This is a genomic window from Clostridium sp. SM-530-WT-3G, from assembly GCF_012843905.1.
Classification (GTDB): Bacteria; Bacillota; Clostridia; order Clostridiales; family Clostridiaceae; genus Clostridium.
Map to the genome: position 1 here is coordinate 128525 of NZ_JABAGC010000003.1, position 23733 is coordinate 152257.

Sequence of the window (23733 nt, forward strand, 5' to 3'; positions counted from 1 at the left end):
AAATATTTGACTAAGTTAAGTTTAAGATATAATATATAATGTAATACAAATTAAAAGTACATATTAAGGGCGTGGTAAAGTACATGGCATATGGTGAATTTGCAAATATATATGATGACTTAATTCATGAAGATATAAATTATGAAAAAGTTGCAGAAAAAATTATTAACATATGTAAGGAAAACAACATAAATTTTGATGATTACTTAGATTTAGCGTGTGGTACTGGTAATGTGGCAATAGAAGTATGTAAGCATTTCAAGAGTACTTATGCAGTAGACTTATCAGATGATATGCTTAACATTGCATTTGAAAAATTTAAAGCACACAGAGTTAAAGCTAAGGTTATATGTCAAGATATGTGTGAATTAAGCTTAAACAGAAAGTTTGACCTTATTACATCAGTTTTAGATTCAACAAACTATGTTACAGAAGATGAAGATTTATTATCATACTTCAAAAAGGTTAATGAGCATTTAAAAGATGATGGAATATTTATTTTTGATATTAACTCATATTATAAACTTTCAGAAGTTATGGGAAATAATATCTATACATATAGTACAGAAGATATTTTTTATACTTGGGAAAATACCTTTGAAGATGAAATACTAAATATGTTCCTTACGTTTTTTGTAAAGCAAAATAATGGCTTATATGAAAGATTTGAAGAAGAACACTTTGAAAGAGCATATACAGAGGAAAATATAGAACAAGCTTTAGAAGAATGTGGGTTTAAGCTTTTAGGCAAATTTGCAGGATATACTGATGACAAAGTAAAAGAAGATACGGAAAGAATTTTATATATTGTAAAGAAATAATCATTTAAAATGAATGATTGCTAAATAATATAATTATTGTTGTAAAATACATTATATTATTTATAATTAGTTATATTAACATGAAATTATTATTAGGAGATGATATACATGCAAGATAAGATAGTAAGAGCGACAGCTAAAAATGATATGGTTAGAATTATAGCAGGCATTACTACTAATTTAGTAAATGAAGGAGCTAAACTTCATGATACTACTCCAGTAGCATCAGCTGCATTTGGAAGAATGCTTACAGCTGGAGCTTTAATGGGTACTACATTAAAAAGTGAAAAAGAAGTTCTTACATTAAAGATAAATGGTGGCGGAGAAATTAATGGAATAACAGTAACTGCTCATGAAAATGGTATTGTTAAAGGTGTTATAGGAAATCCATACATAGATAGACCATTAAATGAAAAGGGAAAATTAGATGTAGGCGGAGCTGTTGGTACAGATGGTATGCTTTATGTTATAAAGGATTTAGGATTAAGAGATCCATATGTAGGACAGGTAAAAATTCAAACTGGTGAAATTGCAGAAGATTTTGCTTATTACTTCACAGTTTCAGAACAAACTCCATCAGCTGTAGCATTAGGAGTTTTAGTAGATAGAGATTTATCTATAAAAGCAGCAGGAGGATTTATAATTCAAATGCTTCCAGGTGCAGATGAACTTCTTGCAGATGCTATTACTTATAGACTTCAAGAAATACCACCAATAACTACATTAATAAGTGAAGGAAAAACTATAGAAGAAATATTAGAATACATATTCGAAGGAATGGATTTAAAAATATTAGAATCTGTAGAGCCTGCATATAGATGTGATTGCTCAAGAGAAAGAGTAGAAAAAGCATTAATATCAATAGGTAAAGATGATCTTCAAGAATTATATGATGATGGAAAAACAGAAGAAATAGTATGTAATTTCTGTAACAAGAAATACGAATTTACTCACGAAGATATTGGTGAAATATTAAAAAATAAATAAGGTTTATAAATACAAAAAAAGCTTCACATGTGTGGAGCTTTTTTTCTGAGTAATTTTACTTATTAAAATATTATAAATATAAAAATTTATAATAAACATTATAATTATTTATAATAAATGGAATTTTAGTGAAAAAATATTTGGATTTTTTTATGTTTTTGTGAAAAAATATTAAATTTATGCGATAATATAAATTGTAAATTTGAACAATAAATAAAAAGAGGAGAAGATTAATGAAAAAACAAGGAAGTTTAAAGGCATTGCTTCCATTACTTGTGTTTTTAATTGTATACATAGGTACTTCAGCAATAGCCGGCGACATGTATGCAGTATCTGTTATAATACCTTTTTCAGCAGCAGCAATTACTGCGCTTATAATGAATAAAAATAAATCATTAAATGAAAAGTTAGATATATTCTGTACTGGAGCAGGTGATAATAATGTTATTTTAATGGTATTAATATTTATTTTAGCAGGAGCATTTGCTCAAGTAGCAAAAGATATGGGTGCTGTTGATTCAACAGTAAATCTTGGCTTATCTGTACTTCCAAGTGGATTGCTTGTTGTAGGATTATTTTTAATAGCATGTTTTATTGCATTATCTGTTGGTACATCTGTAGGAACAATAGTTGCGCTAGTACCTATTGCAGTAGCAGTTGCAGAAAAGACAGGAGTTCTTTTACCAATTGTAGTAGGAGCAGTTGTAGGTGGTGCAATGTTTGGAGATAACTTATCAATTATTTCAGATACGACAATTGCAGCAACAAGAACTCAAGGCTGTGATATGAAGGACAAGTTCAAAATGAATTTTAGAATAGTTCTTCCAGCAGCAATTCTAACAACAATAATATTTTGGGCTATTACTTTAAATTCAGGAACTGTAGTTATGGAACAGCTGGATTTTAGTCTCATAAAAATAATTCCTTATTTAGTTGTAATTATTGCAGCATTATGTGGAATGAATGTTGTGGTAATACTTCTTTTAGGAATAATTTTGGCAGGAGGAATAGGCTTATACTATGGAGCATTTGATATAATAAGCTTATGTCAATCCATGGCAAATGGTATTTCGGGAATGAGTGAATTAATTGTTGTTACATTATTAATGGCTGGAACTATATCACTTATAAAAGAAAATGGTGGTATAGAATTTATATTACATAAAGGATTTAAAAAATTTAAAAATAAGAGAAATGCAGAACTTGGTATTGGTGCTCTTGTAAGCTTTGTTGATGTATGTACAGCAAATAATACTATAGCAATAGTAACAGTAGGACCTATAGCAAAGGATATTTCAGATGAGTTTGATTTAGAACCTAAGAGAGTTGCAGGGATTATGGATATGTTCTCGTGCGTATTCCAAGGTCTTATTCCATATGGTGCACAGCTTATTTCAGCAGCTGGTATTGCAGCGATTTCACCATTCGCTATTATGAAATATTTATATTATCCATATTTAATGGGTATATGCGCAATAATATCTATATTCTGGTATCATAGAAAAGAAGCTAAATAGTTAGAAAAGATCATTTAATATTAAGATGTTAAATGGTCTTTTTATTTTTATAAAGTTTTAGATTTTAACCCAAGTAATAACTAAAAATACAATGGTCAGTTAATAGCATTAATAAAATAAGTGAGTTATTTCCGTATATAAAATTTAATTTTAACATGTACATATATAAAGTAATATATTAAAAGTATATATTCTAAAAAGGGGAAAAATCAGTGTCACATAAACATAAGAAAAGGAAGAAAGAATGTAGCTTTGATTTTAGTAATATTTCTAAAGATGATATTGATGAACTAAATCTGATATATTTTCAAGTGAATACAGTTTGATTACTTGTATATGCAGATTTGATGTATTATTTTGCAGTAATTACGGCAATTAGTGATGTTATGACCGAAAATGGAAGCCAAAGAAATGGTTTTAAAAGTGATAGATTGCTGATTAAGTATTCAATATTAGGTGTTTGGGTGTATATATATTTAACTATGATAAATATTATTAGGTATAAAACTTTGCAAATTCGCAAAGCATACGGTAAATTTAAATTTTCTCTTATGCCTAATTTATTTATAATTACAGGTTCTATATTAAATATTGTTACTTATTTATATTTTTATCAAGGAGCAAATGAATTCTTAAGTAGGGATGTCGGTGGCCTTTCTTTTTCAAATGATAATAATAAAAATCACATATTAGCTTTGTTAAATGCTCAGAAGAATACTATGATTATAAGATTTTATGCTGATTATTTATTTTTTAAAGCATCAATTGAGAGTATGGTTGTTATTGAAAGTAAATATAATAAAGAAATGAAAGAATCTGAAATTCCTAATCCAGATATAACAGCAATAAATTCGCAATTTTTATATTTGGTTTCTAGAACAATAATATGGCAGATTGCAGTAAAACGTTTGGAGATTGTAATTAATAGTATTGATGCTGAGACCAGTTACAGTAGTTTTCTAAATGGAGAAATATTAGCTGGACGAGGAAATTTTTATGGAATTATTGCTAATATATTTGCGTTTATAGGTTTTTCTGAAATATCTAATAGAAATAATATTCAGCCTATATTTGGAGGTTAATAAGAAATTTATATATGGTTAATAATAAAGAATACAGTATATTTTTGTATACTGTATTTTTTATTTTCTAGAAAATTATATTTAATAAAAAACTAAGAACAATTTCTAAGGGTAGCAGAGATACATAATTACAAAGAAGAATTCTATGCGAGAAAAAGTACATGAAGGTTATGCGATTAACCTTTGAATTTATATTAGGCGTGTGTTAATATCAAATTAAAGATACATTTTTTGGAAGTATTTTAATGGAGGAGTGATAAATTGGAGGAAGAACGGAAAAATAGAGTTAGGATAATTGATATAGCAGAAGAACTAGGGGTAAGCACCGCAACTGTATCTAATGTGATAAATGGTAAAACTAAAAAAATATCTGATAAAACAATTGAAAGAGTTCAAAAGAAGCTAGAAGAGAGGAATTATATACCTAATATGGCTGCGGTTCTTTTAGCACAAAACAGTTCCCAAATAGTATGTGTTATCATATCTGACCATGACAAATATGAAGGAAGTGTAATGCAGGATCCTTTTGTTTCATCATTAATAGATAAACTTGAGCATGAAGTAGAAAAAAATAATTATTTTATGATGATAAAGAAAACTAGAAATATAAATGAAGTAGTAAAATATGCTTCAATGTGGAATATGGCAGGACTTATTTTAATAGGCTTTTGTGCTCAAGAATACGATAATCTAAGAAAAAGAATACATGTTCCATTTGTTGTTATGGATGGTTTTTTTGAGCCAAAGGAGAAGTGCGCTAATATAGGAATTGATGATTTTATAGGCGGTTATATTATGGGGCAATACTTAATTAAGAAAGGTCATAAAAGGGTGATGTATGTTTCTGATAATGATATGTGTATGGATCATAACAGGTATATTGGGTTGAAACAAGCTTTTAAAGATAATAATGTTGAAAAATATAATATAAACTTAGAAATTATCCCAATGATGAAGGAGCAGCGTTTTTTACATTATAAGAAAATTACAGAAAAATTAAGATCATTTACTGCTATTTTTTGTGCTTCAGATGCTTATGCAATAGAGCTTATGAATTATCTTATGGATAATGGATACAACATTCCAGAAGATATATCCATAGTGGGATTTGATGATATACATGAAGCTACAATAGTAAGGCCAGCTCTTACAACTATAAAGCAGGATGTTGGATTAAGAGCAGAAAAGGCTATGAAATTATTAACTGAACTTATAAATGGAGATATTGAAGAAAATAATATAGTACTACCAGTTAAACTTGTTATAAGAGACAGTGTTAAGTCTTTAAAAAATCTAGATTAATTTAATTATTAATATCTATGGGAGGATGAATTATGGTTAATATAGAAAAAGAAAGACAGATAGTATTAAAAGAAGACTTAATTAAAGGATTTAAAAAAGTAGGATTAAAAGAAGGACAATCTATAATGGTTCATACATCATTAAGCAGTTTAGGTTTTGTTTGTGGAGGACCGCAGATTGTAATTGAAGCACTTATAGAATGCGTAGGAAAAGAGGGGACTATAATGATGCCTGCTCAAAGTTGGAAGAACCTAGACCCAGAGACTGGTGTCCATTGGGAAGAACCTAAAGAATGGTGGCAGATTATAAGAGATAATTGGCCAGCATACAATAAAGATATTACTCCAACAAATACTATGGGGGTTGTTGCAGAAATGTTTAGAAAATGGCCTGGTACAAAAAGAAGTGACCATCCAGCAAGATCAGTTGCAGCATTGGGGAAATATGCAGATTATTTAACTGAAAATCATGATTTATGCAATATATTTGGTGAAGATTCTCCTATAGATAGGCTGTATAAATTGGATGGATACGTTCTTTTAATTGGAGTTGGATATGATAAGAATACATCTATACATTTAGCTGATGCAAAAGCAGAATATCCAGGGAAACATAACATTAAAGAAAGTAGTGCTGTAATGGTTAATGGAGTGAGAAAATGGATATCTTATGAAACTCTTGCTGTAGATGGAGAAGATTTTATTGAAATTGGAGCAGATTTTGAGAAGGAATATAATGTTAATGAGGTTGATATAGGGAATGCAGTAGTAAAGTTTATGAGACAGAGAGATATTGTTGATTATGCTGTTAAGTGGATTGAAAATAATAGAAAGTAAGAATAATATTATTGCTAATTAAATTTATGTGTTGATTATAATATAGTAAAAAGTTATTAGCTGGATAAATTGGATGTGTATAAGATACATTGACCATTTATCCAGCTTTTTTATATAAGAAAATTCTGTGAAGTTTAGTAGAATGTAATTTTAATCTATATTTTGTATTTCTTTAGAAGTAAATGAAAATTTAGAACTTTTATTTTTAAATACTCCATAAATCCATACAATGAATAAAGATAAGAACTGTGCAAACATAACCCTTACAATTTGCAGGCTATCAGTTTGTATTGGAGTTATTACATGAAGAAGATTTATTATTGAATTATTGAATGTATGAAAGAAGAAACCAGTCCATAGGGCACCAGTATATTTAACTAAAAGACCGAGTTTTATTCCTACTATAAATGATAGCATTATATATCCTATTCCCATGAAAAGAGCAGCATTTAAGCTCATATCACCGTCTAAATAACTTCTTATAGTCATAACTATATGCCAAAGTCCGAAAAAAGCACTTTGTATTAAATTGCTTACAGCAAAAGAGTATTTTTTTAGGCATAGCTTTAAAAATAATCCTCTAAATATGCCTTCTTCCATTAGAGAATTTATTAAGTTAAATACTATAGGGAGAGTAATTAGAAATAAAGAAGTATTTTTTACAGTAGACCCAGTTATGGAAAATCCACTACTATAGAATTCCAACCATATATTTGTATTATTAATTTTTAAAATTATTATTTCAATGAAATATGAAATAGAGAAGGTAATAAGTCCTAATATCATTCCTAAAAGAAATCCATGGAATAATGATTTCCTTTTAAAGCCTATAGAATTCCAGCTAAAGGAATAATATTTTAATCCAAATGCAAGTATTAGAATACCTAAGATTTTATGAATGAAGTTCTCTTGTATGATTGTTTGGTCAGTTCGTATTATAAATGTTTCTATAAGCCTAAAAATAAAGCATATTGAGAAAAGTAAAACTAATGGTTTCATATTAAATGATTTTTTTATGGGAATCATATATTAATCCTCCTTTAATTTTAATATTTATTTTAAATTAATATTAGATTTAATAATATTAGATTTAGTATCAATAAGATTTTCTAGAAGGTTAGATGATAATGTGAGTACTGAATTGTTAAATTTGTTATTGATAATTTTACTGTAAGAGGCATTATTCTTTGGAATATATTATTTTATTAATTCTAATTTTTGTTTTATATACATTTATATTAACATAAAATTCCAAAATAGTAAGATAAAAAATAAGTATTTTTAAATTATTAAACCATACAAAAGGGAAAATTATCGTCATTCAATAATATTATGTGAAAAATATTAATAAAAGTATATAAAAAATAAAGCAATGTTCGTGAAAATAGGCGAAAATTTAAAAAAGTTGTTGATTTTTTCTAAAATATAGGATAAAATGATTTTGAAAATAGAATGATTAAAAAGAAAAACGCTTTATTATTCACTTATATAAGTCTTGCAATATGGGGAGGATGTTTCTACTGAGCTACCGTAAATTGCTCATACTATAAGTGCTTGCGAAAGTTTTATCATTGGTAAACAAAGGGAGATGTATATTATGAAGTATGATTTAATAATAGTAGGTGCAGGTCCAGCTGGAATATTTACAGCTTACGAGCTAAAGAAACATAAACCAGAAGCAGAAATTCTTTTAATTGAAGAGGGCAGAAGTGTAGATAAAAGACAATGTCCTAAAAATAAATTAAAGAAATGTGTTTCTTGTAAGCCTTACTGTAATATAACTTCCGGGGTTTCAGGTGCAGGAGCATTTTCAGATGGAAAATTATCACTTAGCTACGAAGTTGGAGGAGATCTTCCAGAGTTGGTTGGCGCTGATGTAGCACAAGAATATATAGATTATACTGATTCAATTTACTTAGAATTTGGTGCTGATACACATGTTGAAGGTATAGGCAACAATGAAGCAGTAAAAGATATAAGAAAAAAAGCAATACAGGCAGGCTTGAAATTAGTTGACTGTCCAATAAGACATTTAGGAACAGAAAAAGCTCATGAACTATATTTAAAGCTTCAAAATCATTTAATAGATTCTGGTGTTGAGTTAAGATGTGAAACTGTAGTTAAAGATCTTATAATAGAAGATGGTACAATCAAAGGAGTACTTCTTTCAGATTCAATGACTAAATCTAAAGATGAAAGAGTTGAAAGTGAAAAGGTAGTAGTGGCTACAGGTAGAAAAGGAGCAGACTGGCTTAAAGATATGTGTGTTGCACATGATATAGACCATAGAGCAGGAACTGTAGATATTGGAGTAAGAGTAGAGCTTAGAAATGAAATTATGGAAAGTGTTAATAAGGTCCTTTATGAATCAAAGCTTATAGGTCATCCAGCTCCATTTAAGGATCAAGTAAGAACATTCTGCCAAAATCCAGGTGGATTTGTAAGTCAAGAAAACTATGATAATAACCTTGCAGTTGTAAATGGACATTCATATAAGGAAAAGAAATCAAATAATACTAACCTTGCTATATTAAGCTCACATAACTTCTCAAAACCATTCAATGAACCAATTGAATATGGTAGAAAGGTCGCTGAATTAGTAAACATGCTTGGTAACGGAAGTATATTAGTGCAAAGATTCGGTGATATTCTTGATGGAAAAAGAACTTGGGAAAAAGAATTAATACAATCAAATACAAAACATACTTTAGTAGATGCTGTAGCAGGAGATATTACAGCAGCAATACCTTATAGAACTATGACTAACATTATAAATTTCATACAAGCTATGGATGTAGTAGTACCAGGCTTTGCAAGTCCTGAAACTTTACTTTATGGACCAGAAGTTAAATTCTATAGCAATAAGATTATATTAGATGAAAACTTTGAAACAAACATCAAAGGTCTTCACTGCTTAGGAGATTCAAGCGGATGGACAAGAGGATTAATGATGGCTTCAGCTATGGGAGTTATGATGGGAAGAAAACTTTCAAGTTCTGTTAAAGAAAAGGAATTTGCCACAGTATAAAAACAGATGATATTTAAATAAAAGACTGTTGCCCAAAATGGCAATGGTCTTTTTATATGTAAATTTATTATTTATAACTATAAAAGCATATTTTTCATATTGAAATCTTATTATACAAGGTGTATTATGAATTAACAAACAAGTATGAGGTGAGTATTATGAGTAAAAATAGAACTTACAAAGTAGAAGAAAAGAAGAAGAAGAAAAATAAAAGCAAAGTTATAAAAGGTGGATATGTTTCATCATTAACTGGAGTATCACAAAGTGATAGAGCAGAATTATTTAAAGAACAAAGAAGAGGTTCTGGAGTATTTGAAAATAAGAAAAGAAAATCAATGTTAAAGCCAAAGCATAAGAAAGTTAATTATCAAAACGATAATTGCAAATCTTATGCTTATTATTTTGCAAATAATATTGCGTAAATTCTCATATATATTTATAATGGCAAGTATGTTTTAGGTTTGGATATTCAATATACATAGGGGTTAGATATATTAAGGTAGGAGAGTGGACAAAATTGAATTTTAAAGGTATTCATCATATAGCTATAATAGGAAGTAATTATGAAAAATCAAAACACTTCTATGTAGATTTGCTTGGTGCTGAAGTTATTCGTGAAAATTACAGAGAAAATAGAGATGATTATAAAATAGATCTTTTTTTAGCAGGATGTGAAATTGAACTGTTTATTATTAAAGATAGACCAGAACGTCCAAGCTATCCAGAAGCTTTAGGTTTAAGGCATCTAGCTTTTAAGGTAGATAGTGTAGAGGAAACTGTTAAAATATTAAATGAACTTGGAATAGAAACAGAGCCTATTAGAATAGATGAGTTTACAGATAAAAAAATGACTTTCTTTTCAGATCCAGATGGACTTCCTTTAGAAATCCATGAATAAATAAGAGTACATAGTTATAACAGCTTTTACAGTAATAAAAGTTATTGTGAAGGCTGTTATTTATTTGGATAGAGTAATAGAAATATTAATGTAAAAATGGTATAATTGCAAATAAAAGGTAATATTGAGAGGTTAGAACTAATGAAAAATAAGAAATTAATTTATATTATATCTGTGATTGTAATAATTTTAAGTTTTATAGCATCTGTGAAAGGTGTATTTAGTAATGAAGTACATGTTTATCCTAATGTTATTACAGCATTCGGTGAAGAGGTTGAACTATATCAAAAAGGAATATATGCAAGAGATTCTGTATCTATGGCGACTCAGGCTATTGCGCAAGATACAATTACATTAGTAATTGGAATTCCTATGGCTATAATTTCATTGTTTCTTATTATGAAAGATAATAAGAAAGGAATATTCCTTTTAACTGGAACAATTGGGTATATCCTATATACTTATGCTTCTTATTCTTTTCTAACATTTTTTAATGGCTTTTATTTAGTGTACATTGCTATTATGACATTATCCTTTTATGATTTTATACTTTGTATTTGTGAGTTAAATAGATATAACTTAAAGGATGAATTTACAGGTGAGTTTCCACGTAAGGGATTAAGCAGATTTTTATGGATTACTGGTGTAGTTATTGGGTTAATGTGGCTTGGAAGAATTGCACCAGCTATTATAAATAATAGTGCGCCTTTTGGATTAGAACACTACTCAACATTGTCTATTCAGACCCTTGATTTGGGAGTTGTTGTACCTGCATGTTTTGTTACTGGATATCTTTTGAGAAAGGAAAAACAAATGGGATATCTATTTTCAATTGTTTTGGTCGTTAAAGCTGTTACAATGGCAGCAGCAGTAAGTGCTATGGCTATTTCTATGAAATTGCATGCTATTGAGATAAGTTATGGTGAGCTTATTATATTTCCAGTTATATTCTGTATCTGTACTTTTTTCATGATGAGAATATTGAAAGAAATAAGATAATAATGTTATTAACACATATATAAGATGATTTGAGAAATGGGGCATATATAAATGAAAGAATTAAATGAAATGACATTAGAATAGTTATGGCAGTTGTTTCCTATTATATTAAAGGAACATAATCCAGAATATAAGAACTGGTATGAAGAGGAAAAAGCCAGTCTTCTTGAAAATTTCTCTAATATTATTCTAAGGATAAATCATATAGGAAGTACATCAGTGGAAAATCTTATGGCCAAGCCAACAGTTGATATACTTATGGAAATTTCAAAAGACAGCAATGTTGAAGAAATTAAAGATAAATTGATTTCAATGGGATGGTTGTTGATGCATTCAAGTAAAGAACCAGAATTTAGACAAGTTTATAATAAAGGATACACTAAAATGGGATTTGCAGAAAAAGTATATCACTTACATGTGAGATACAAGGAAGATTGGAATGAGTTATATTTTAGAGATTATTTAATAGATCATCCTGAAACAGCAGAGAAATATGGAGAGCTAAAGCTAAGTATATGGAAAGAGTTTGAACATAATAGAGATGGATATACAGAAGCAAAGACAGAATTTATATTAAAAGTGGTAGATAAGGCAAGAAGTGAATATGGCAATAGACATAGATTAAATGAAAGAAATCAGTTAAAAAATAATAACTAAAAAAGTTTTTATAAGAAAAGAAGAGGGGCAACATGCTGGTTATAGAACATTTAGGTGAACATAAGGAATATATAGAAGATGTAATACAATTAATCTGTAAGGAATTCGGGTATGAAGATAACTATGATTTCTGGGAGAGTATAGTTAAACATAGTTTGGAGAAAGATAAAATACCTGTAACATTTGTTGCAATAAAAGATAATAAATTTGCTGGAACAGTAGGTTTATGGAGAGGCGATTTACTAAGCAGACAGGATTTATTTCCATGGCTTTCTGCCTTAGCAGTTAAAGATAAGTTTAGGAATCAAAATATAGGACGAGTTTGCAGAAGTTTTTAATCAATTATACTAGAAACAAGGGCTATAAAGAATTATATCTTTACACCGACTTAGAAAATTATTATGAGAAAACTGGTTGGATACATTTTGATGATGGTATTGAATTTACTGGTGGAAGGAGAAAGCTATATAAAAAATCATTAACTAGGGTTTGAATTGATGGAAGTTAGAAAAGAACTTCAAAGAATTTATGAAAATAATAGCATAATAGGAAATTAAAAAAATAAATAAGATAATAAGGACCAAAGTAATAAAAATACTTTAGTCCTTTTTTACATTATATTTCTAGTTTGCCATATTATTTGTATTTAGGTCATTTGATACTGTTTCAGATTTTTTTAAGCCTTTCATATTAATAACGAAAGTAGCTATACATCCAACTGTAACAACAGATGAAATTATATTTGAAATAGTAAGGTTTAATTGGAATCCTTCTTTTGCTTGAAGAATATAAGTTATGCTTACCATTGTCATAAATATTGCAGGAATTATAGCAACAAAGTAGTTCTTTTTATTTTTGTATAAATAAACTGAGGCTGCCCACAAAGTAACCATTGCAAATGCTTGTGTAAGCCATGTCATATATCTCCATAAAATAGGGAAGTCAACAAAGGTAAAGAATATTGCAACTATAAATAATGGAATAGCAATAATAAGTCTGTTCTTAATCTTATCTTGTGGATAGTTAAGTATTTCAGCAAGATTAATTCTAGCACTTCTAAATGAAGTATCACCAGTACTTATAGGACAAACAACTATTCCTAATATTGCAATTACACTTCCTATTGGTCCTAGAAGTTCTTTAGTTATTTCAAATACAGCACCAGATGGACCTGCTTTTCCTAAAACTACAGCTGCAAGATTAGCTTCACTTCCATAGAAACCTAAACCTGCTGCTATCCATACTAATGCAACTACACCTTCAACAATCATTGCACCATAAAATACGCTTCTTCCAGCCTTCTCATTTTTCAAACATCTTGCAGTTAATGGAGACTGAGTAGCATGGTAACCAGATACAGCACCACATGCAATTGTAACGAACATATTAGGCCACATTGCTACATTGTTAGGATGTAAATTTGCAAGTGAAACCTCTGGAATAGTATATCCTTGGAATAATATTGCACCACCTACACCAACAGCCATAAACAATAGTGTTGCACCAAATATAGGATATAGTTTTCCGATAATTACATCAATAGGAAGCATTGTAGCTAAGAAATAATAAGCGATTATAGCGAAAACCCAAAATGTTTTATTAAATTGTTCTGGAGTTAAAGCTGCTAAAAGTGTTGCTGGACTTGTTATAAATACAATACCAACAATCATACAGAAAAATACTGTAGTTACTCTCATAACTTTTTTTACTATGCTACCTAAATACATTCCATGGATTTCAGAAAGACTTTCACCATTATGTCTTAATGAAATCATTCCTGATAGATAGTCGTGAACTGCACCTCCAAGGACACATCCAAAGATTACCCATAGAAATGCAACTGGTCCGAATAATGCTCCTTGAATAGCACCAAATACAGGACCTAATCCAGCTATATTTAAAAATTGTATTAAGTGAAGCTTCCATGTTGGCATAGGAATATAGTCTACACCATCTTCATATACATATGCAGGTGTCTTTTTATTTTCATCTACACCAAATATTTTTTCAATATATTTAGAGTAGAATAAAAAGCCACATAATAAAATAATAAGTCCTCCTATAAAAGTATACATTTTAATCCCCCCAAAAAAAATAAAAAATTATTGCTTTAATACTTATTATAAATATTTTTGATAAAAAGTTAAATAATTATCAAAATTATTATTAATATAATATAATTTAAAGGCAAAAGTAAATAAAATGACAATTTAGAAGTGTTTGTAAATGTTGTCATGTGAAAGAAATTTATTATTGTAGCTAGAAGATGTATAAAACTTTTTCATAGATGATATACATTTAAGGTTAAATAAAGTTATATAGCATTAAAATTCTATATATTATGAATTAAGAGAATAATATTCAAAATATTGAAATCAAAGTTAAGGTAAATATAATTTTTATTTTTTGATTTTGGAAATCATAAATTAATTAAAATAAGAATATATGTGCCAGAAGATAAAATTAATGAAATTAATATGGATATGGGCAGTGGGAATTCTAAAATTGAATCTATAAGTGCAGATAAGATAAAAATTGACTGTGGATCAGGTAATGTAGAAATAGAGAATGCAGATTATAATAAGATGAATATTGAAATGGGTAGTTGAAATTTTGATGGAGATAAGATTAAAGGTGATGAAATGAATGTAAAAAGCAGTTCAGGTATTATTTCTTGTAATTCTTTAAGAAACAAATATGTTAAACATAGAAACAAGTTCTGGAAATATTGACTTAGAAGGTCAATTAACTAGTGGTGATATAAATATTAGATTCTAATTATAGATTTACCCATATTTTATAGTTTGGAGAACTTGATAATACAGAAATGTATTATTGAGTTTTTTACATATCTAAAAATAGTATTTTAGCTACTTACTAAAAAGTGAGTACTTGTCAATTAAAATATTTAGATATATATTAAGGATGTGCTATGGATAAATAAAATTAAAAAAGCAGTGACAACGAAAAATCCCTTAAATAATCAAGTATTACAAAATTAAGATAGCGATAGGCCGATATATATGAATACTTTAAAGGCTTAACGTAGATAATATTGAAAGTGAGGAATTAAAATGAGTACAAATGAAAACAAGCATAATACTCAGTATTTAGAAAAATATTTTGGACTTTTTGATGAATCAAGAGTAAGCAAAGAATCAAGAGAAGAATTAATAAATCTTTTCACCTCGTATAAATAATAAAATATATTATTACTCAAAACACACAGGTATAGAAAATAAGTACTTTTTATAAAAAAGTGTTTATTATATAGATTTATAAGTCACTACAAAAAATTATATACATGTAGAAAATAACCTTAGGTAATTAGTTTAATTGCTTAAGGTTATTTTTGGTTGAAAAAATCTTATGAAATTTTGCAGGTTGATGGCTATGAGTAGATAGTTTAAAATAACTTTATCTATATGGATTTTTTTGGATAAAAATATCTAAATTAGTGAAATAAAATTCTAAGAAGGATTGATACATATGAAATTTTATAAGGAAACAGTCGAAATAAACTCACTTATACCTGCAAAGATTTATTTTGGAAATACTAAGGGAGAAAATACTCATTACCCTATGCATTGGCACAACAATATAGAAATAGTATTTGTTATATCTGGAGAAGTAAAAGCAAAGATAAATAATTTAGAATTTGTTGTACATAAAGGTGAAATATTATTTGTAAATAGTAATGAACTTCATGAGACAGAAGCAAATAATAAGAACGAAATAGAAGCTATAACTATACTATTGTCCTATGATTTTATGAAGCAGTATTATCCGCAGATTGATTCATATTACTTTGAACTTGAAGGAAGAGAAGAGGAAAGTAAAAAGATAAAAGAGCTTATGGTTAAGTGTGCAGATGAATATAAGGAGAAGGGTGAGGTATATGAATTAAAGATATCTATTTTATTAATGGAATTATGTAAAATTTTAATTGAAAATTGCAAGGTTAAAAGAGATAGAGAAAATATTGTTATCCAAGATGAAAAGAATATACAAAATGTAAAAAGAGCTATTGCATATATGGAAGAGAATTATGAGCTTAATCTATGTTTGAAAGATATAGCATATGAAATTGGAATGGCTCCAACATATTTTGAAAGATTTTTTAAGAAAAATACTGGTGAAACTTTTTATAGTTATTTAAATAAGATAAGATTGTACTATTCATATAAGGAACTTATAAATACTGATTTATCAATAACAGAAATTGCACTAAATAATGGATTTGCTAATGTAAAATCATTTATTGAGTTATTTAAGAGAACTTATAATATGACTCCAGGAAAATATAGAAGCAGTTTATTGAAAAAAGATAAGAATTGACAATTTTAAGTAAAGAATTAACAATACTCATTAATAAATCAATGTTAATATGACAGTATACTTAAGGAATATGGGAGGGCATATTAATATGAGATTTAGTAATGGATGTTGGTTGAATAAGACAGGAGTACAGGTATTTAGTCCACAGGAAATTTATAGTGTCAGTGTAGAGAATAATATTTTAACTTTATATGCACCTTGTGATAAGGTTTTCGATAGAGGATGTACACTTGGAGGTCCTGTTATAACATATAAAATTTCTTCGCCTATGGAAAATGTAATAAGAGTAATGGCATATCACTATATGGGACAGAAAGAAAATACGCCTGAATTTGAGATTCAGCAAAATAAAAATGTTGGTGTATTAATTAATGATGATGATAAAAATGTTGTATTTCAATCTGGAAATCTAAAAATGGAGTTCAATAAAGAAAATTTAGAAATGAGCTTTTTTAGAGGGCATGAAAAATTAACATCTAGTAAATATAGAGGAATGGGATATGTTAAGACTGGAAAGGAAGAATTTTTAGAACAGTCAGAAAAAACATATATGAGAGAGCAATTAGAACTTAGTGTTGGTGAACTTGTATATGGACTTGGAGAAAAGTTTACTCCTTTTGTTAAGAATGGGCAAACCGTTGAAATATGGAATGAAGATGGTGGTACAAGTACAGACCAGTCATATAAAAGTATTCCATTTTATTTAACTAATAAGGGATATGGAGTATTTGTAAATCATCCTGAAAAAGTATCCTTTGAAATAGGTTCAGAAAGAGTTACTAAGGTTCAGTTCAGTGTACCTGGGGAATACTTAGATTACTTTATAATTGGTGGAAATTCAATGAAAGAAGTAATTGAAAATTATACTTCTCTTACAGGGAAACCAGCTATGCCTCCAGCATGGTCATTTGGTTTGTGGCTTTCAACATCATTTACTACTAATTATGATGAAAAGACAGTTAATGAGTTTGTAAATGGAATGAGAGATAGAGATATTCCTCTTAGAGTATTTCACTTTGATTGCTTTTGGATGAAGGAATTTAATTGGTGTGATTTTCAGTGGGATAAGAGAGTATTCCCAGATCCAAAGGGAATGCTTCAAAGACTTAAAGCAAAGGATTTAAATATATGTGTATGGATAAATCCATATATAGCTCAAGAGTCTATATTATTTCAAGAAGGAAAAGAAAAGGGATATTTTATAAAAAAGACTAATGGTGATGTATGGCAGTATGATATGTGGCAGCCAGGAATGGCAATAGTGGACTTTACTAATCCAGAAGCATGTAAATGGTACAGCAGTAAGCTTAAAGAATTAATGGCTATGGGAGTAGATTGTTTCAAGACTGATTTTGGTGAACGTATTCCAGTAGAAGGAGTGAAGTATTTCAATGGTTCAGATCCTTATAAAATGCATAATTATTATACTGAATTGTATAACAGTGTAGTATTTAATACTATTAAAGAAATAAAGGGTGAAAATGAAGCAGTTGTATTTGCAAGGTCAGCAACAGCAGGAGGACAAAAGTTCCCTGTACATTGGGGTGGAGATTGTGAGTCAAATTATGAATCAATGGCTGAAAGCTTAAGAGGTGGATTATCACTTTGCATGTCTGGATTTGGATTCTGGAGCCATGATATTGGTGGTTTTGAAAACACTTCAACTGCTGATGTTTATAAGAGATGGGTGGCATTTGGATTATTATCCTCTCACAGTAGATTACATGGAAGTACTTCGTATAGAGTTCCATGGGCTTATGATGAAGATGCTTCAGAAGTAGTTAGATTCTTTAGTAAATTAAAATGCAGTATTATGCCATACTTATTTAAAACTGCAGATGAAGCTAATAAAATAGGTATTCCAGTAATGAGATCGATGGTATTGGAATTTACAGATGATGATATGTGTTCTTATCTAGATAAACAGTATATGCTTGGAGATTCGATTTTAGTTGCTCCAATATTTAATGATAAGGGAATGGCAAAATATTATCTTCCAGAAGGAAAGTGGACTAATTTCATAAGTGGAAAGAAATATGAAGGTGGAAGATATATTAAGGAGTATCATGATTATTTAAGTATTCCAATGATGGTTAAGGAAAATAGTCTTATAGCTATAGGTGGAGATTGTACACGACCTGATTATGACTATAGAGAAAATGTATCAGTATTAGCTTATGAATTACTTGACAAGGTTGAAACTAATACTAAAGTACTTAATATGAAGAGAAAAGAAGTATTAGCAGTAAGCGTATTAAAGGATGGAAATATAATAAAAATTAAAGCTTCTGGTGAAGATAAACCATGGAAATTTGTATTAAAGAATGTAACTAATATTGAAAGTATATATAATGGTGCATTCAATATTAATGGAAATGATACTGAAATAGAATTATTAAGTGGAAATTGTGAACTTACATGCATATTAAAATAGTTGATATTCTGTAGAATGGAGAGGGGCATATTATGAATTCAGAAATTATAGAAGAAGTGATTTTAAAGTTAACCGTAGAAGAAAAGTCTGCAATGATTCATGGTGCAGGGTTATTTAGAACTGATGGGGTAAAGAGATTTAATATTCCGCCACTAAAAATGTCTGATGGGCCACTAGGTGTAAGAAATGATTTTCGAAGGATATGCTTCATCTATAATGAGTGCTTACAATAAAATCTGGGGATATCACTGTTCTCATAATAAGAGATTATTACAGGAAATATTAAGAGATGAATGGGGATTTGAAGGTATAGTAATATCAGACTGGAGTGCTGTAAGTAATACTGAGCTAGCAGCCAATGCAGGCCTTGATATTGAAATGAGTGTAACTTATAACTTTGATGAATATTATTATGCAAAGCCACTAGTTAATGCTGTAAAGGAAGGCAAAATAAAAGAAGAAGTAATAGATAATAAAATAAGAAGAATTTTAAGATTAATGGATAAGTTAAATATGTTTTCTGATGATAGAAAAAAAGGTGAATATAACGCTCCAGAACATAGAAATGTAACTCTTGAAACTGCAAGGGAATCTATTGTTCTTTTAAAGAATGATAATGATCTTCTTCCATTAAATGAAAGGGAAATAAAGAAGCTTGTTGTATTAGGTGAGAATGCTAATATAACTCATTCAAATGGTGGTGGAAGTGCTGAAATAAAATCATTATATGAAATAACACCACTTTTGGGTATAAAAATGAGACTAGGTGGAAATACAGAAGTTAAATATGTAAAAGGATATGATGCTAATAAAGAAAAATCTGAAGAGTTGTATTTAGAAGCTTTAAGAGAAGCTGAAAATGCTGATGCTGTTATTTTTATTGGTGGATTAAAACATGTAGCTGAAGAACTTCAATTAAAAGATAATGCATTAGGTGTAAATAAAGATGAAGAAATAAAGCGTAGAATTGATAGTGAAGGATATGACAGAGCAGATATGAAGCTTCCTTATAATCAAGATGAACTTATACAAGAGCTACTTAAAGTAAATAAGAATACAGTTATAGTTATATCAAGTGGTTCACCAGTAGATATGGCAGAGTGGGTTGATGATGCACATACAGTAGTACAGATTTGGTACAATGGTATGGAAGGTGGAAAAGCTCTTGCAGAAGTTATTTTTGGTGATGTTAATCCATCTGGAAAACTTACAGTTACATTCCCTAAAAAATTAGAAGATAGTCCTGCTCATAAACTGGGGGACTTTGGAAAAGGAGATACTGTGAATTATGGAGAAGGAGTATTTGTAGGTTATAGATATTTTTCAACTTATGATGTTAAGCCGTTATTCTGCTTTGGCCATGGACTTTCGTATACAAGCTTTAAATATGATGATTTAAAAGTTAAAGTTAAGGAAGAAGATGAGGATATATATGCTGAAATTAGCTTTAAAGTAATTAATACTGGTAAGTGTGAAGGCAAAGAAACTGTACAAGTTTATATAGAAGATGAAGTATCAAGTGTAAATAGACCTGAACTTGAACTTAAAGGATTTGAAAAAATATCTCTTGAAAAAGGAGAGACTAAAGAGGTTAATATAAAATTAGATAAAAGAGCATTTGCTTTTTATAGTACTGACAAGAAAGCTTGGGTTATCGAAAAGGGAAAATTCTTTATATATGTAGGTAGCTCAGTAGAAGATATACGATTATCTAATGAAATATGTTTAAATAGAGAGTATGTTTTTATTTTTGTTTTAGTAAGGGAAATTCTTAAATAGAGGTATTAGTTTGATTGTACAATATGAACATTAAAATATAATATGTATTGATATATTGAAAAAACTATTTTTGTTAGTTTTAACGAAATAATTATGCAACGGAATATTTATAGTGGAAGAACCTATATTTATTATAGGTCTGAAAATTATATATTTTAGAAGTAATAAAAAACTGTAATAAAACTTAAAGATATAAATGAATATTAATATGTTAAGGAGTATTACATGAAGTTAAAGGAAATGACATTACAGCAAGTTTTAAATGGATTAAAGTTTGAATATAGAGGTATTAATACTGTAGTAATTGGAAATGATGATAATAAAACACTCTATATTAAAAACATAACAAAAGATGAATTTAATGATATTGTCAGCTTTGATATAAATAACTTAAAATCAAGAAATAAGCGAAATAATATTTCATTTAAAAATTTACGAGCAGCAGAAAACATAGAAAGATATATAATACCTAAATTAGAACAAGCTAAGAATGAAAAATAAGTAATGTACACGTAGTTATTTACTTTTAAAAGTATTTAATTTTCAGATCTTTATTGCCTAGGAGATTAAGTGTGTTTGTGTTTAAATAAAAGTTAAATCTAAATAATCATATTAATTAATTTAACTGCACTTATTAGTGTGGTTTTTTTTATTGGTAAAAAATATAAAAAAAGTAATTGGATTCGAAGTAAACTAGTAGTATAATAATCGTACCAATAGTTCGATAAAAGAGGTTTTTATTTATGAAAGAGAGTAAAAAAGAATTACTTATAAAATTTAATAAAGATAATATAATCAAAAGTGCTAAAGAATTATTTAGTGAAAAAGGCATAGAAAAAACAACTATGGATGAGATAGCTAAAAGATCAGGATATAGTAAATCTACAATATATGTTTATTTTAAGAGTAAGGATGAGATTTATAATTATATTATTTATGGAAGTATGTATTGCTTTAAAGAAACAATAGAAAAGAGTATAAGTGGAGCAAAAGATTTTAAAAATAGGTTTTTTTCTGTATGTTCTAGCATAGCTAAATTTCAAGAAGATTATCCTAGATATTTTGAGGATATTATTGGACAGATAGAAGTTGGAGATGAACAGATGAATGAAATGCCTATTTTGAATGATATTTTTAAAGTAGGAGAAGAAATTAATAAAATTATAATGAGCTTTCTTAAAGAAGGCATGGATGAAAAGATAATTAGAGATGATATAGAATTATTACCTACAGTGTTCAGTGTATGGGGAAGTATATGTGGGAATATTATTATGTCATACAAAAAAGAACAGTATATAAATAAAGTTATGAATAAAACTCGAAAAGAGTTTCTAGATTATAATTTTAATTTAATATATAAATCTATTGCAAAATAAATTAAGGAGAAGGAAATGTCATATGAAGTAAGTGAAAACTTGAATATGAGTAGTGTTACAATTCAGAGTATAAGTAATAAAGGTACATTAAATAAAACTGAAAATATTTCTGAAGAGGTAAAAGAATTTCTTAGGTATATTGAAAAAAAGATGAGTTTTTATTTAAAGAATAGTGATGTATCTAAGACAAATGATAGCAGTGTAAGGGAATATGTGAAAGTATGCAGTGATACGATAATGAAGTATTGGTTACAAAAGATATTATTTATGATTTCTATTTAGATGAAAATTCAGAATATAAGATAAAAATAGTTTAATAGCAATTTATAACTATATTCAATTTTCTGAATGGTGCTTACTCAAGAAAAATAATCTAATCTATGATTAGAGTTCTATAATATTTAATATTTTATTTAAAATGAGGAGTGAACTTATTTATGAAATCATATCTTATAAAATCTATTATTACAGTTTGTGTGGCTGTTGCTGTAGCATGGGGAGGATATTATTTGTATAACATATCAAAGTATCAAAAGACAGTAAAAGCATTGCAGATTCAAGAAGTTAATTTGAATAATATACAAGATGGAAAGTATAAAGGCAGTTTTGATGCTAATGTAATAAGTGCTGAAGTTGAAGTGGCAGTAAAGAATCATAAGATAGAGAATATTAATCTTATTAATCATAAAACTGATAGAGGAAAAAAAGCTGAAGTGATTATAGATGATGTAATTAAAAAACAGACAGTTAAAGTAGACACTATATCAGGAGCAACAAATAGCAGTAAAGTAATATTAAAAGCAATACAAAATGCTTTAGATAAAAAAATACATTAGTATAAGCTATCATAATTGTAGTGAGGAAGGTTATAATGTATGAAGTTTTCAGCATTATGCATGTATTCTTATGTTAGTGTTTCATATTATTTAATGATAATATTAGAGTAGAGAATCAGTGAAAGAGTATTTATTTAAAATAAAAAATATTATTTGGAGATATAAGTAAATATAACAAAAGCAGATAGGTATTGATAAGAATGCCTATCTGCTTTTTGACTAATATATGCTTATATTTAATTATCATAGTAACTAGATAAGAATTTTCTTACAGCTGGTGCAATGAGAAATATAATCCAAGATATATCCCATATTTCTAAAGTGAAACTTAATAAAAAATAAACTGCAACTACAGTTGGCCAGTATGAACTTAAAATTGCTCTAATAATTCTTTCTTTTTTTTCGGAATTAATATTATTGATGGTAATTTCATTATTATATGAAGAATTATTTATATTATGATTATTTATCTGCTCGTTTATAAGCTCGCTTATATTGCTGAATTCTGAAATTATAATTCCTGTGCTTTCGTTATCATTTTTTCCTTCACTTTTTAATTCATTATATCTATATAACATTCTATTTAAAATTTCTGCTTTTAATTTTTTTATTTCCTCTGTTTGAGGAACGGCAGAAAAAGTATTATTAACATAAGTCGTTAGGCTATCCATAAAGTTCATCTCCTAATACATTTAATTTTGTGTAAACTATAATTATTATAACTTTTATGGATAAAAATTACAATTAATTGAAAGTTTTATCCATAAGAGTTACAATGGAAACAAATGGTACAAAATAATTGTGCTATATATTAGGTTAAAATTAAAATCTATAGCTCTAAAG

The 23733-nt window shown here is 28.2% G+C and carries 22 protein-coding genes, 2 pseudogenes and 1 riboswitch; of the genes and pseudogenes, 21 read left to right on the forward strand and 3 right to left on the reverse strand.

Annotated elements, in window-relative coordinates; genetic code table 11:
• Positions 1 to 83 precede the first annotated feature (83 nt).
• The 6 genes from HF850_RS02420 to HF850_RS02445 all read left to right on the forward strand — a co-directional run bounded on the left by HF850_RS02420 (position 84) and on the right by HF850_RS02445 (position 6545).
• The gene (locus HF850_RS02420) at positions 84 to 821 is read left to right on the forward strand and encodes a class I SAM-dependent methyltransferase (RefSeq protein WP_169103941.1); all 738 of its coding nucleotides are present in this window, start codon (positions 84 to 86) and stop codon (positions 819 to 821) included.
• Between the two features lie 108 nt (positions 822 to 929).
• Positions 930 to 1808 (forward strand): Hsp33 family molecular chaperone HslO, encoded by an 879-nt coding sequence (gene hslO, locus HF850_RS02425; protein WP_169103892.1) that lies wholly within the window; start codon positions 930 to 932, stop codon positions 1806 to 1808.
• Positions 1809 to 2041: 233 nt separating this feature from the next.
• Entirely contained in the window at positions 2042 to 3325 is a 1284-nt protein-coding gene (locus tag HF850_RS02430; protein WP_169103893.1) for a Na+/H+ antiporter NhaC family protein, read from the forward strand.
• 347 nt (positions 3326 to 3672) lie between these two features.
• Positions 3673 to 4407 carry a hypothetical protein gene (locus HF850_RS02435; RefSeq protein WP_206151567.1) on the forward strand — a complete coding sequence of 245 codons (735 nt, stop codon included), beginning with the start codon at positions 3673 to 3675 and terminating at the stop codon, positions 4405 to 4407.
• Positions 4408 to 4668: 261 nt separating this feature from the next.
• A complete protein-coding gene (locus tag HF850_RS02440) occupies positions 4669 to 5709 on the forward strand; it encodes a LacI family DNA-binding transcriptional regulator (RefSeq protein WP_169103895.1) in 1041 nt (346 codons plus the stop codon).
• 32 nt (positions 5710 to 5741) lie between these two features.
• Positions 5742 to 6545, forward strand: coding sequence for an AAC(3) family N-acetyltransferase (locus tag HF850_RS02445; RefSeq protein ID WP_169103896.1), 804 nt, complete (start codon positions 5742 to 5744; stop codon positions 6543 to 6545).
• Positions 6546 to 6695: 150 nt separating this feature from the next.
• Here the strand turns inward: HF850_RS02445 and HF850_RS02450 are convergent, their stop codons facing one another.
• Positions 6696 to 7571: a CPBP family intramembrane glutamic endopeptidase gene (locus HF850_RS02450; RefSeq protein ID WP_169103897.1), complete on the reverse strand. Its 876-nt coding sequence runs from the start codon at positions 7569 to 7571 to the stop codon at positions 6696 to 6698.
• A gap of 438 nt (positions 7572 to 8009) precedes the next feature.
• Positions 8010 to 8112, forward strand: a riboswitch (purine riboswitch).
• A 30-nt stretch (positions 8113 to 8142) separates the two neighbouring features.
• On the opposite strand from HF850_RS02450, the gene HF850_RS02455 reads away from it, so the two are divergent.
• The 6 genes from HF850_RS02455 (at position 8143) to HF850_RS02480 (ending at position 12465) form a co-directional block, all read left to right on the forward strand.
• On the forward strand, positions 8143 to 9573 hold the full coding sequence (locus tag HF850_RS02455) for an FAD-dependent protein (protein ID WP_169103898.1): 1431 nt from the start codon (positions 8143 to 8145) through the stop codon (positions 9571 to 9573).
• A gap of 158 nt (positions 9574 to 9731) precedes the next feature.
• Positions 9732 to 9995, forward strand: coding sequence for a hypothetical protein (locus HF850_RS02460; RefSeq protein WP_169103899.1), 264 nt, complete (start codon positions 9732 to 9734; stop codon positions 9993 to 9995).
• 95 nt (positions 9996 to 10090) lie between these two features.
• Positions 10091 to 10471, forward strand: a complete 381-nt coding sequence (locus HF850_RS02465) for a VOC family protein (protein ID WP_169103900.1) — start codon at positions 10091 to 10093, stop codon at positions 10469 to 10471.
• A 141-nt stretch (positions 10472 to 10612) separates the two neighbouring features.
• Positions 10613 to 11470 (forward strand): hypothetical protein, encoded by an 858-nt coding sequence (locus HF850_RS02470; RefSeq protein WP_169103901.1) that lies wholly within the window; start codon positions 10613 to 10615, stop codon positions 11468 to 11470.
• A gap of 93 nt (positions 11471 to 11563) precedes the next feature.
• On the forward strand, positions 11564 to 12127 hold the full coding sequence (locus HF850_RS02475) for a GrpB family protein (RefSeq protein ID WP_243159366.1): 564 nt from the start codon (positions 11564 to 11566) through the stop codon (positions 12125 to 12127).
• Between the two features lie 32 nt (positions 12128 to 12159).
• Positions 12160 to 12465, forward strand: coding sequence for a GNAT family N-acetyltransferase (locus tag HF850_RS02480; protein WP_243159367.1), 306 nt, complete (start codon positions 12160 to 12162; stop codon positions 12463 to 12465).
• A 285-nt stretch (positions 12466 to 12750) separates the two neighbouring features.
• Here HF850_RS02480 and HF850_RS02485 read toward each other — a convergent pair whose 3' ends face one another.
• A complete protein-coding gene (locus HF850_RS02485) occupies positions 12751 to 14202 on the reverse strand; it encodes a carbon starvation protein A (protein ID WP_169103902.1) in 1452 nt (483 codons plus the stop codon).
• A gap of 348 nt (positions 14203 to 14550) precedes the next feature.
• Here HF850_RS02485 and HF850_RS02490 point away from each other — a divergent pair.
• The 9 genes and pseudogenes from HF850_RS02490 to HF850_RS02525 form a co-directional block, all read left to right on the forward strand.
• Positions 14551 to 14736: pseudogene (locus HF850_RS02490) on the forward strand (DUF4097 family beta strand repeat-containing protein); the annotation flags it as partial.
• Positions 14737 to 15201: 465 nt separating this feature from the next.
• Positions 15202 to 15327, forward strand: coding sequence for a hypothetical protein (locus HF850_RS15965; RefSeq protein ID WP_279285824.1), 126 nt, complete (start codon positions 15202 to 15204; stop codon positions 15325 to 15327).
• A 289-nt stretch (positions 15328 to 15616) separates the two neighbouring features.
• Positions 15617 to 16465 carry an AraC family transcriptional regulator gene (locus HF850_RS02495; protein ID WP_169103904.1) on the forward strand — a complete coding sequence of 283 codons (849 nt, stop codon included), beginning with the start codon at positions 15617 to 15619 and terminating at the stop codon, positions 16463 to 16465.
• Positions 16466 to 16553: 88 nt separating this feature from the next.
• Positions 16554 to 18899: an alpha-xylosidase gene (yicI, locus tag HF850_RS02500; RefSeq protein WP_169103905.1), complete on the forward strand. Its 2346-nt coding sequence runs from the start codon at positions 16554 to 16556 to the stop codon at positions 18897 to 18899.
• Positions 18900 to 18931: 32 nt separating this feature from the next.
• A pseudogene (locus tag HF850_RS02505) lies at positions 18932 to 20678 on the forward strand (glycoside hydrolase family 3 C-terminal domain-containing protein).
• Between the two features lie 225 nt (positions 20679 to 20903).
• Complete coding sequence (locus HF850_RS02510; protein ID WP_169103906.1) at positions 20904 to 21179, forward strand: hypothetical protein; 276 nt, start codon at positions 20904 to 20906, stop codon at positions 21177 to 21179.
• Between the two features lie 242 nt (positions 21180 to 21421).
• Positions 21422 to 22054, forward strand: a complete 633-nt coding sequence (locus HF850_RS02515; protein WP_169103907.1) for a TetR/AcrR family transcriptional regulator — start codon at positions 21422 to 21424, stop codon at positions 22052 to 22054.
• Positions 22055 to 22069: 15 nt separating this feature from the next.
• On the forward strand, positions 22070 to 22336 hold the full coding sequence (locus HF850_RS02520) for a hypothetical protein (protein WP_169103908.1): 267 nt from the start codon (positions 22070 to 22072) through the stop codon (positions 22334 to 22336).
• A gap of 155 nt (positions 22337 to 22491) precedes the next feature.
• On the forward strand, positions 22492 to 22890 hold the full coding sequence (locus HF850_RS02525) for an FMN-binding protein (RefSeq protein WP_169103909.1): 399 nt from the start codon (positions 22492 to 22494) through the stop codon (positions 22888 to 22890).
• Positions 22891 to 23126: 236 nt separating this feature from the next.
• Here the strand turns inward: HF850_RS02525 and HF850_RS02530 are convergent, their stop codons facing one another.
• On the reverse strand, positions 23127 to 23561 hold the full coding sequence (locus HF850_RS02530; RefSeq protein WP_169103910.1) for a hypothetical protein: 435 nt from the start codon (positions 23559 to 23561) through the stop codon (positions 23127 to 23129).
• Positions 23562 to 23733: the final 172 nt, after the last annotated feature.

Bases quoted from the DNA above. Each gene is read 5' to 3' on its own strand.
- HF850_RS02420 (WP_169103941.1), top strand. From the start codon at position 84: ATGGCATATGGTGAATTTGCAAATATATATGATGACTTAATTCATGAA.
- hslO (WP_169103892.1), top strand. From the start codon at position 930: ATGCAAGATAAGATAGTAAGAGCGACAGCTAAAAATGATATGGTTAGA.
- HF850_RS02430 (WP_169103893.1), top strand. From the start codon at position 2,042: ATGAAAAAACAAGGAAGTTTAAAGGCATTGCTTCCATTACTTGTGTTT.
- HF850_RS02435 (WP_206151567.1), top strand. From the start codon at position 3,673: ATGTATTATTTTGCAGTAATTACGGCAATTAGTGATGTTATGACCGAA.
- HF850_RS02445 (WP_169103896.1), top strand. From the start codon at position 5,742: ATGGTTAATATAGAAAAAGAAAGACAGATAGTATTAAAAGAAGACTTA.
- HF850_RS02450 (WP_169103897.1), bottom strand. From the start codon at position 7,571: ATGATTCCCATAAAAAAATCATTTAATATGAAACCATTAGTTTTACTT.
- HF850_RS02455 (WP_169103898.1), top strand. From the start codon at position 8,143: ATGAAGTATGATTTAATAATAGTAGGTGCAGGTCCAGCTGGAATATTT.
- HF850_RS02460 (WP_169103899.1), top strand. From the start codon at position 9,732: ATGAGTAAAAATAGAACTTACAAAGTAGAAGAAAAGAAGAAGAAGAAA.
- HF850_RS02470 (WP_169103901.1), top strand. From the start codon at position 10,613: ATGAAAAATAAGAAATTAATTTATATTATATCTGTGATTGTAATAATT.
- HF850_RS02480 (WP_243159367.1), top strand. From the start codon at position 12,160: ATGCTGGTTATAGAACATTTAGGTGAACATAAGGAATATATAGAAGAT.
- HF850_RS02485 (WP_169103902.1), bottom strand. From the start codon at position 14,202: ATGTATACTTTTATAGGAGGACTTATTATTTTATTATGTGGCTTTTTA.
- HF850_RS15965 (WP_279285824.1), top strand. From the start codon at position 15,202: ATGAGTACAAATGAAAACAAGCATAATACTCAGTATTTAGAAAAATAT.
- HF850_RS02495 (WP_169103904.1), top strand. From the start codon at position 15,617: ATGAAATTTTATAAGGAAACAGTCGAAATAAACTCACTTATACCTGCA.
- yicI (WP_169103905.1), top strand. From the start codon at position 16,554: ATGAGATTTAGTAATGGATGTTGGTTGAATAAGACAGGAGTACAGGTA.
- HF850_RS02510 (WP_169103906.1), top strand. From the start codon at position 20,904: ATGAAGTTAAAGGAAATGACATTACAGCAAGTTTTAAATGGATTAAAG.
- HF850_RS02515 (WP_169103907.1), top strand. From the start codon at position 21,422: ATGAAAGAGAGTAAAAAAGAATTACTTATAAAATTTAATAAAGATAAT.
- HF850_RS02520 (WP_169103908.1), top strand. From the start codon at position 22,070: ATGTCATATGAAGTAAGTGAAAACTTGAATATGAGTAGTGTTACAATT.
- HF850_RS02525 (WP_169103909.1), top strand. From the start codon at position 22,492: ATGAAATCATATCTTATAAAATCTATTATTACAGTTTGTGTGGCTGTT.
- HF850_RS02530 (WP_169103910.1), bottom strand. From the start codon at position 23,561: ATGGATAGCCTAACGACTTATGTTAATAATACTTTTTCTGCCGTTCCT.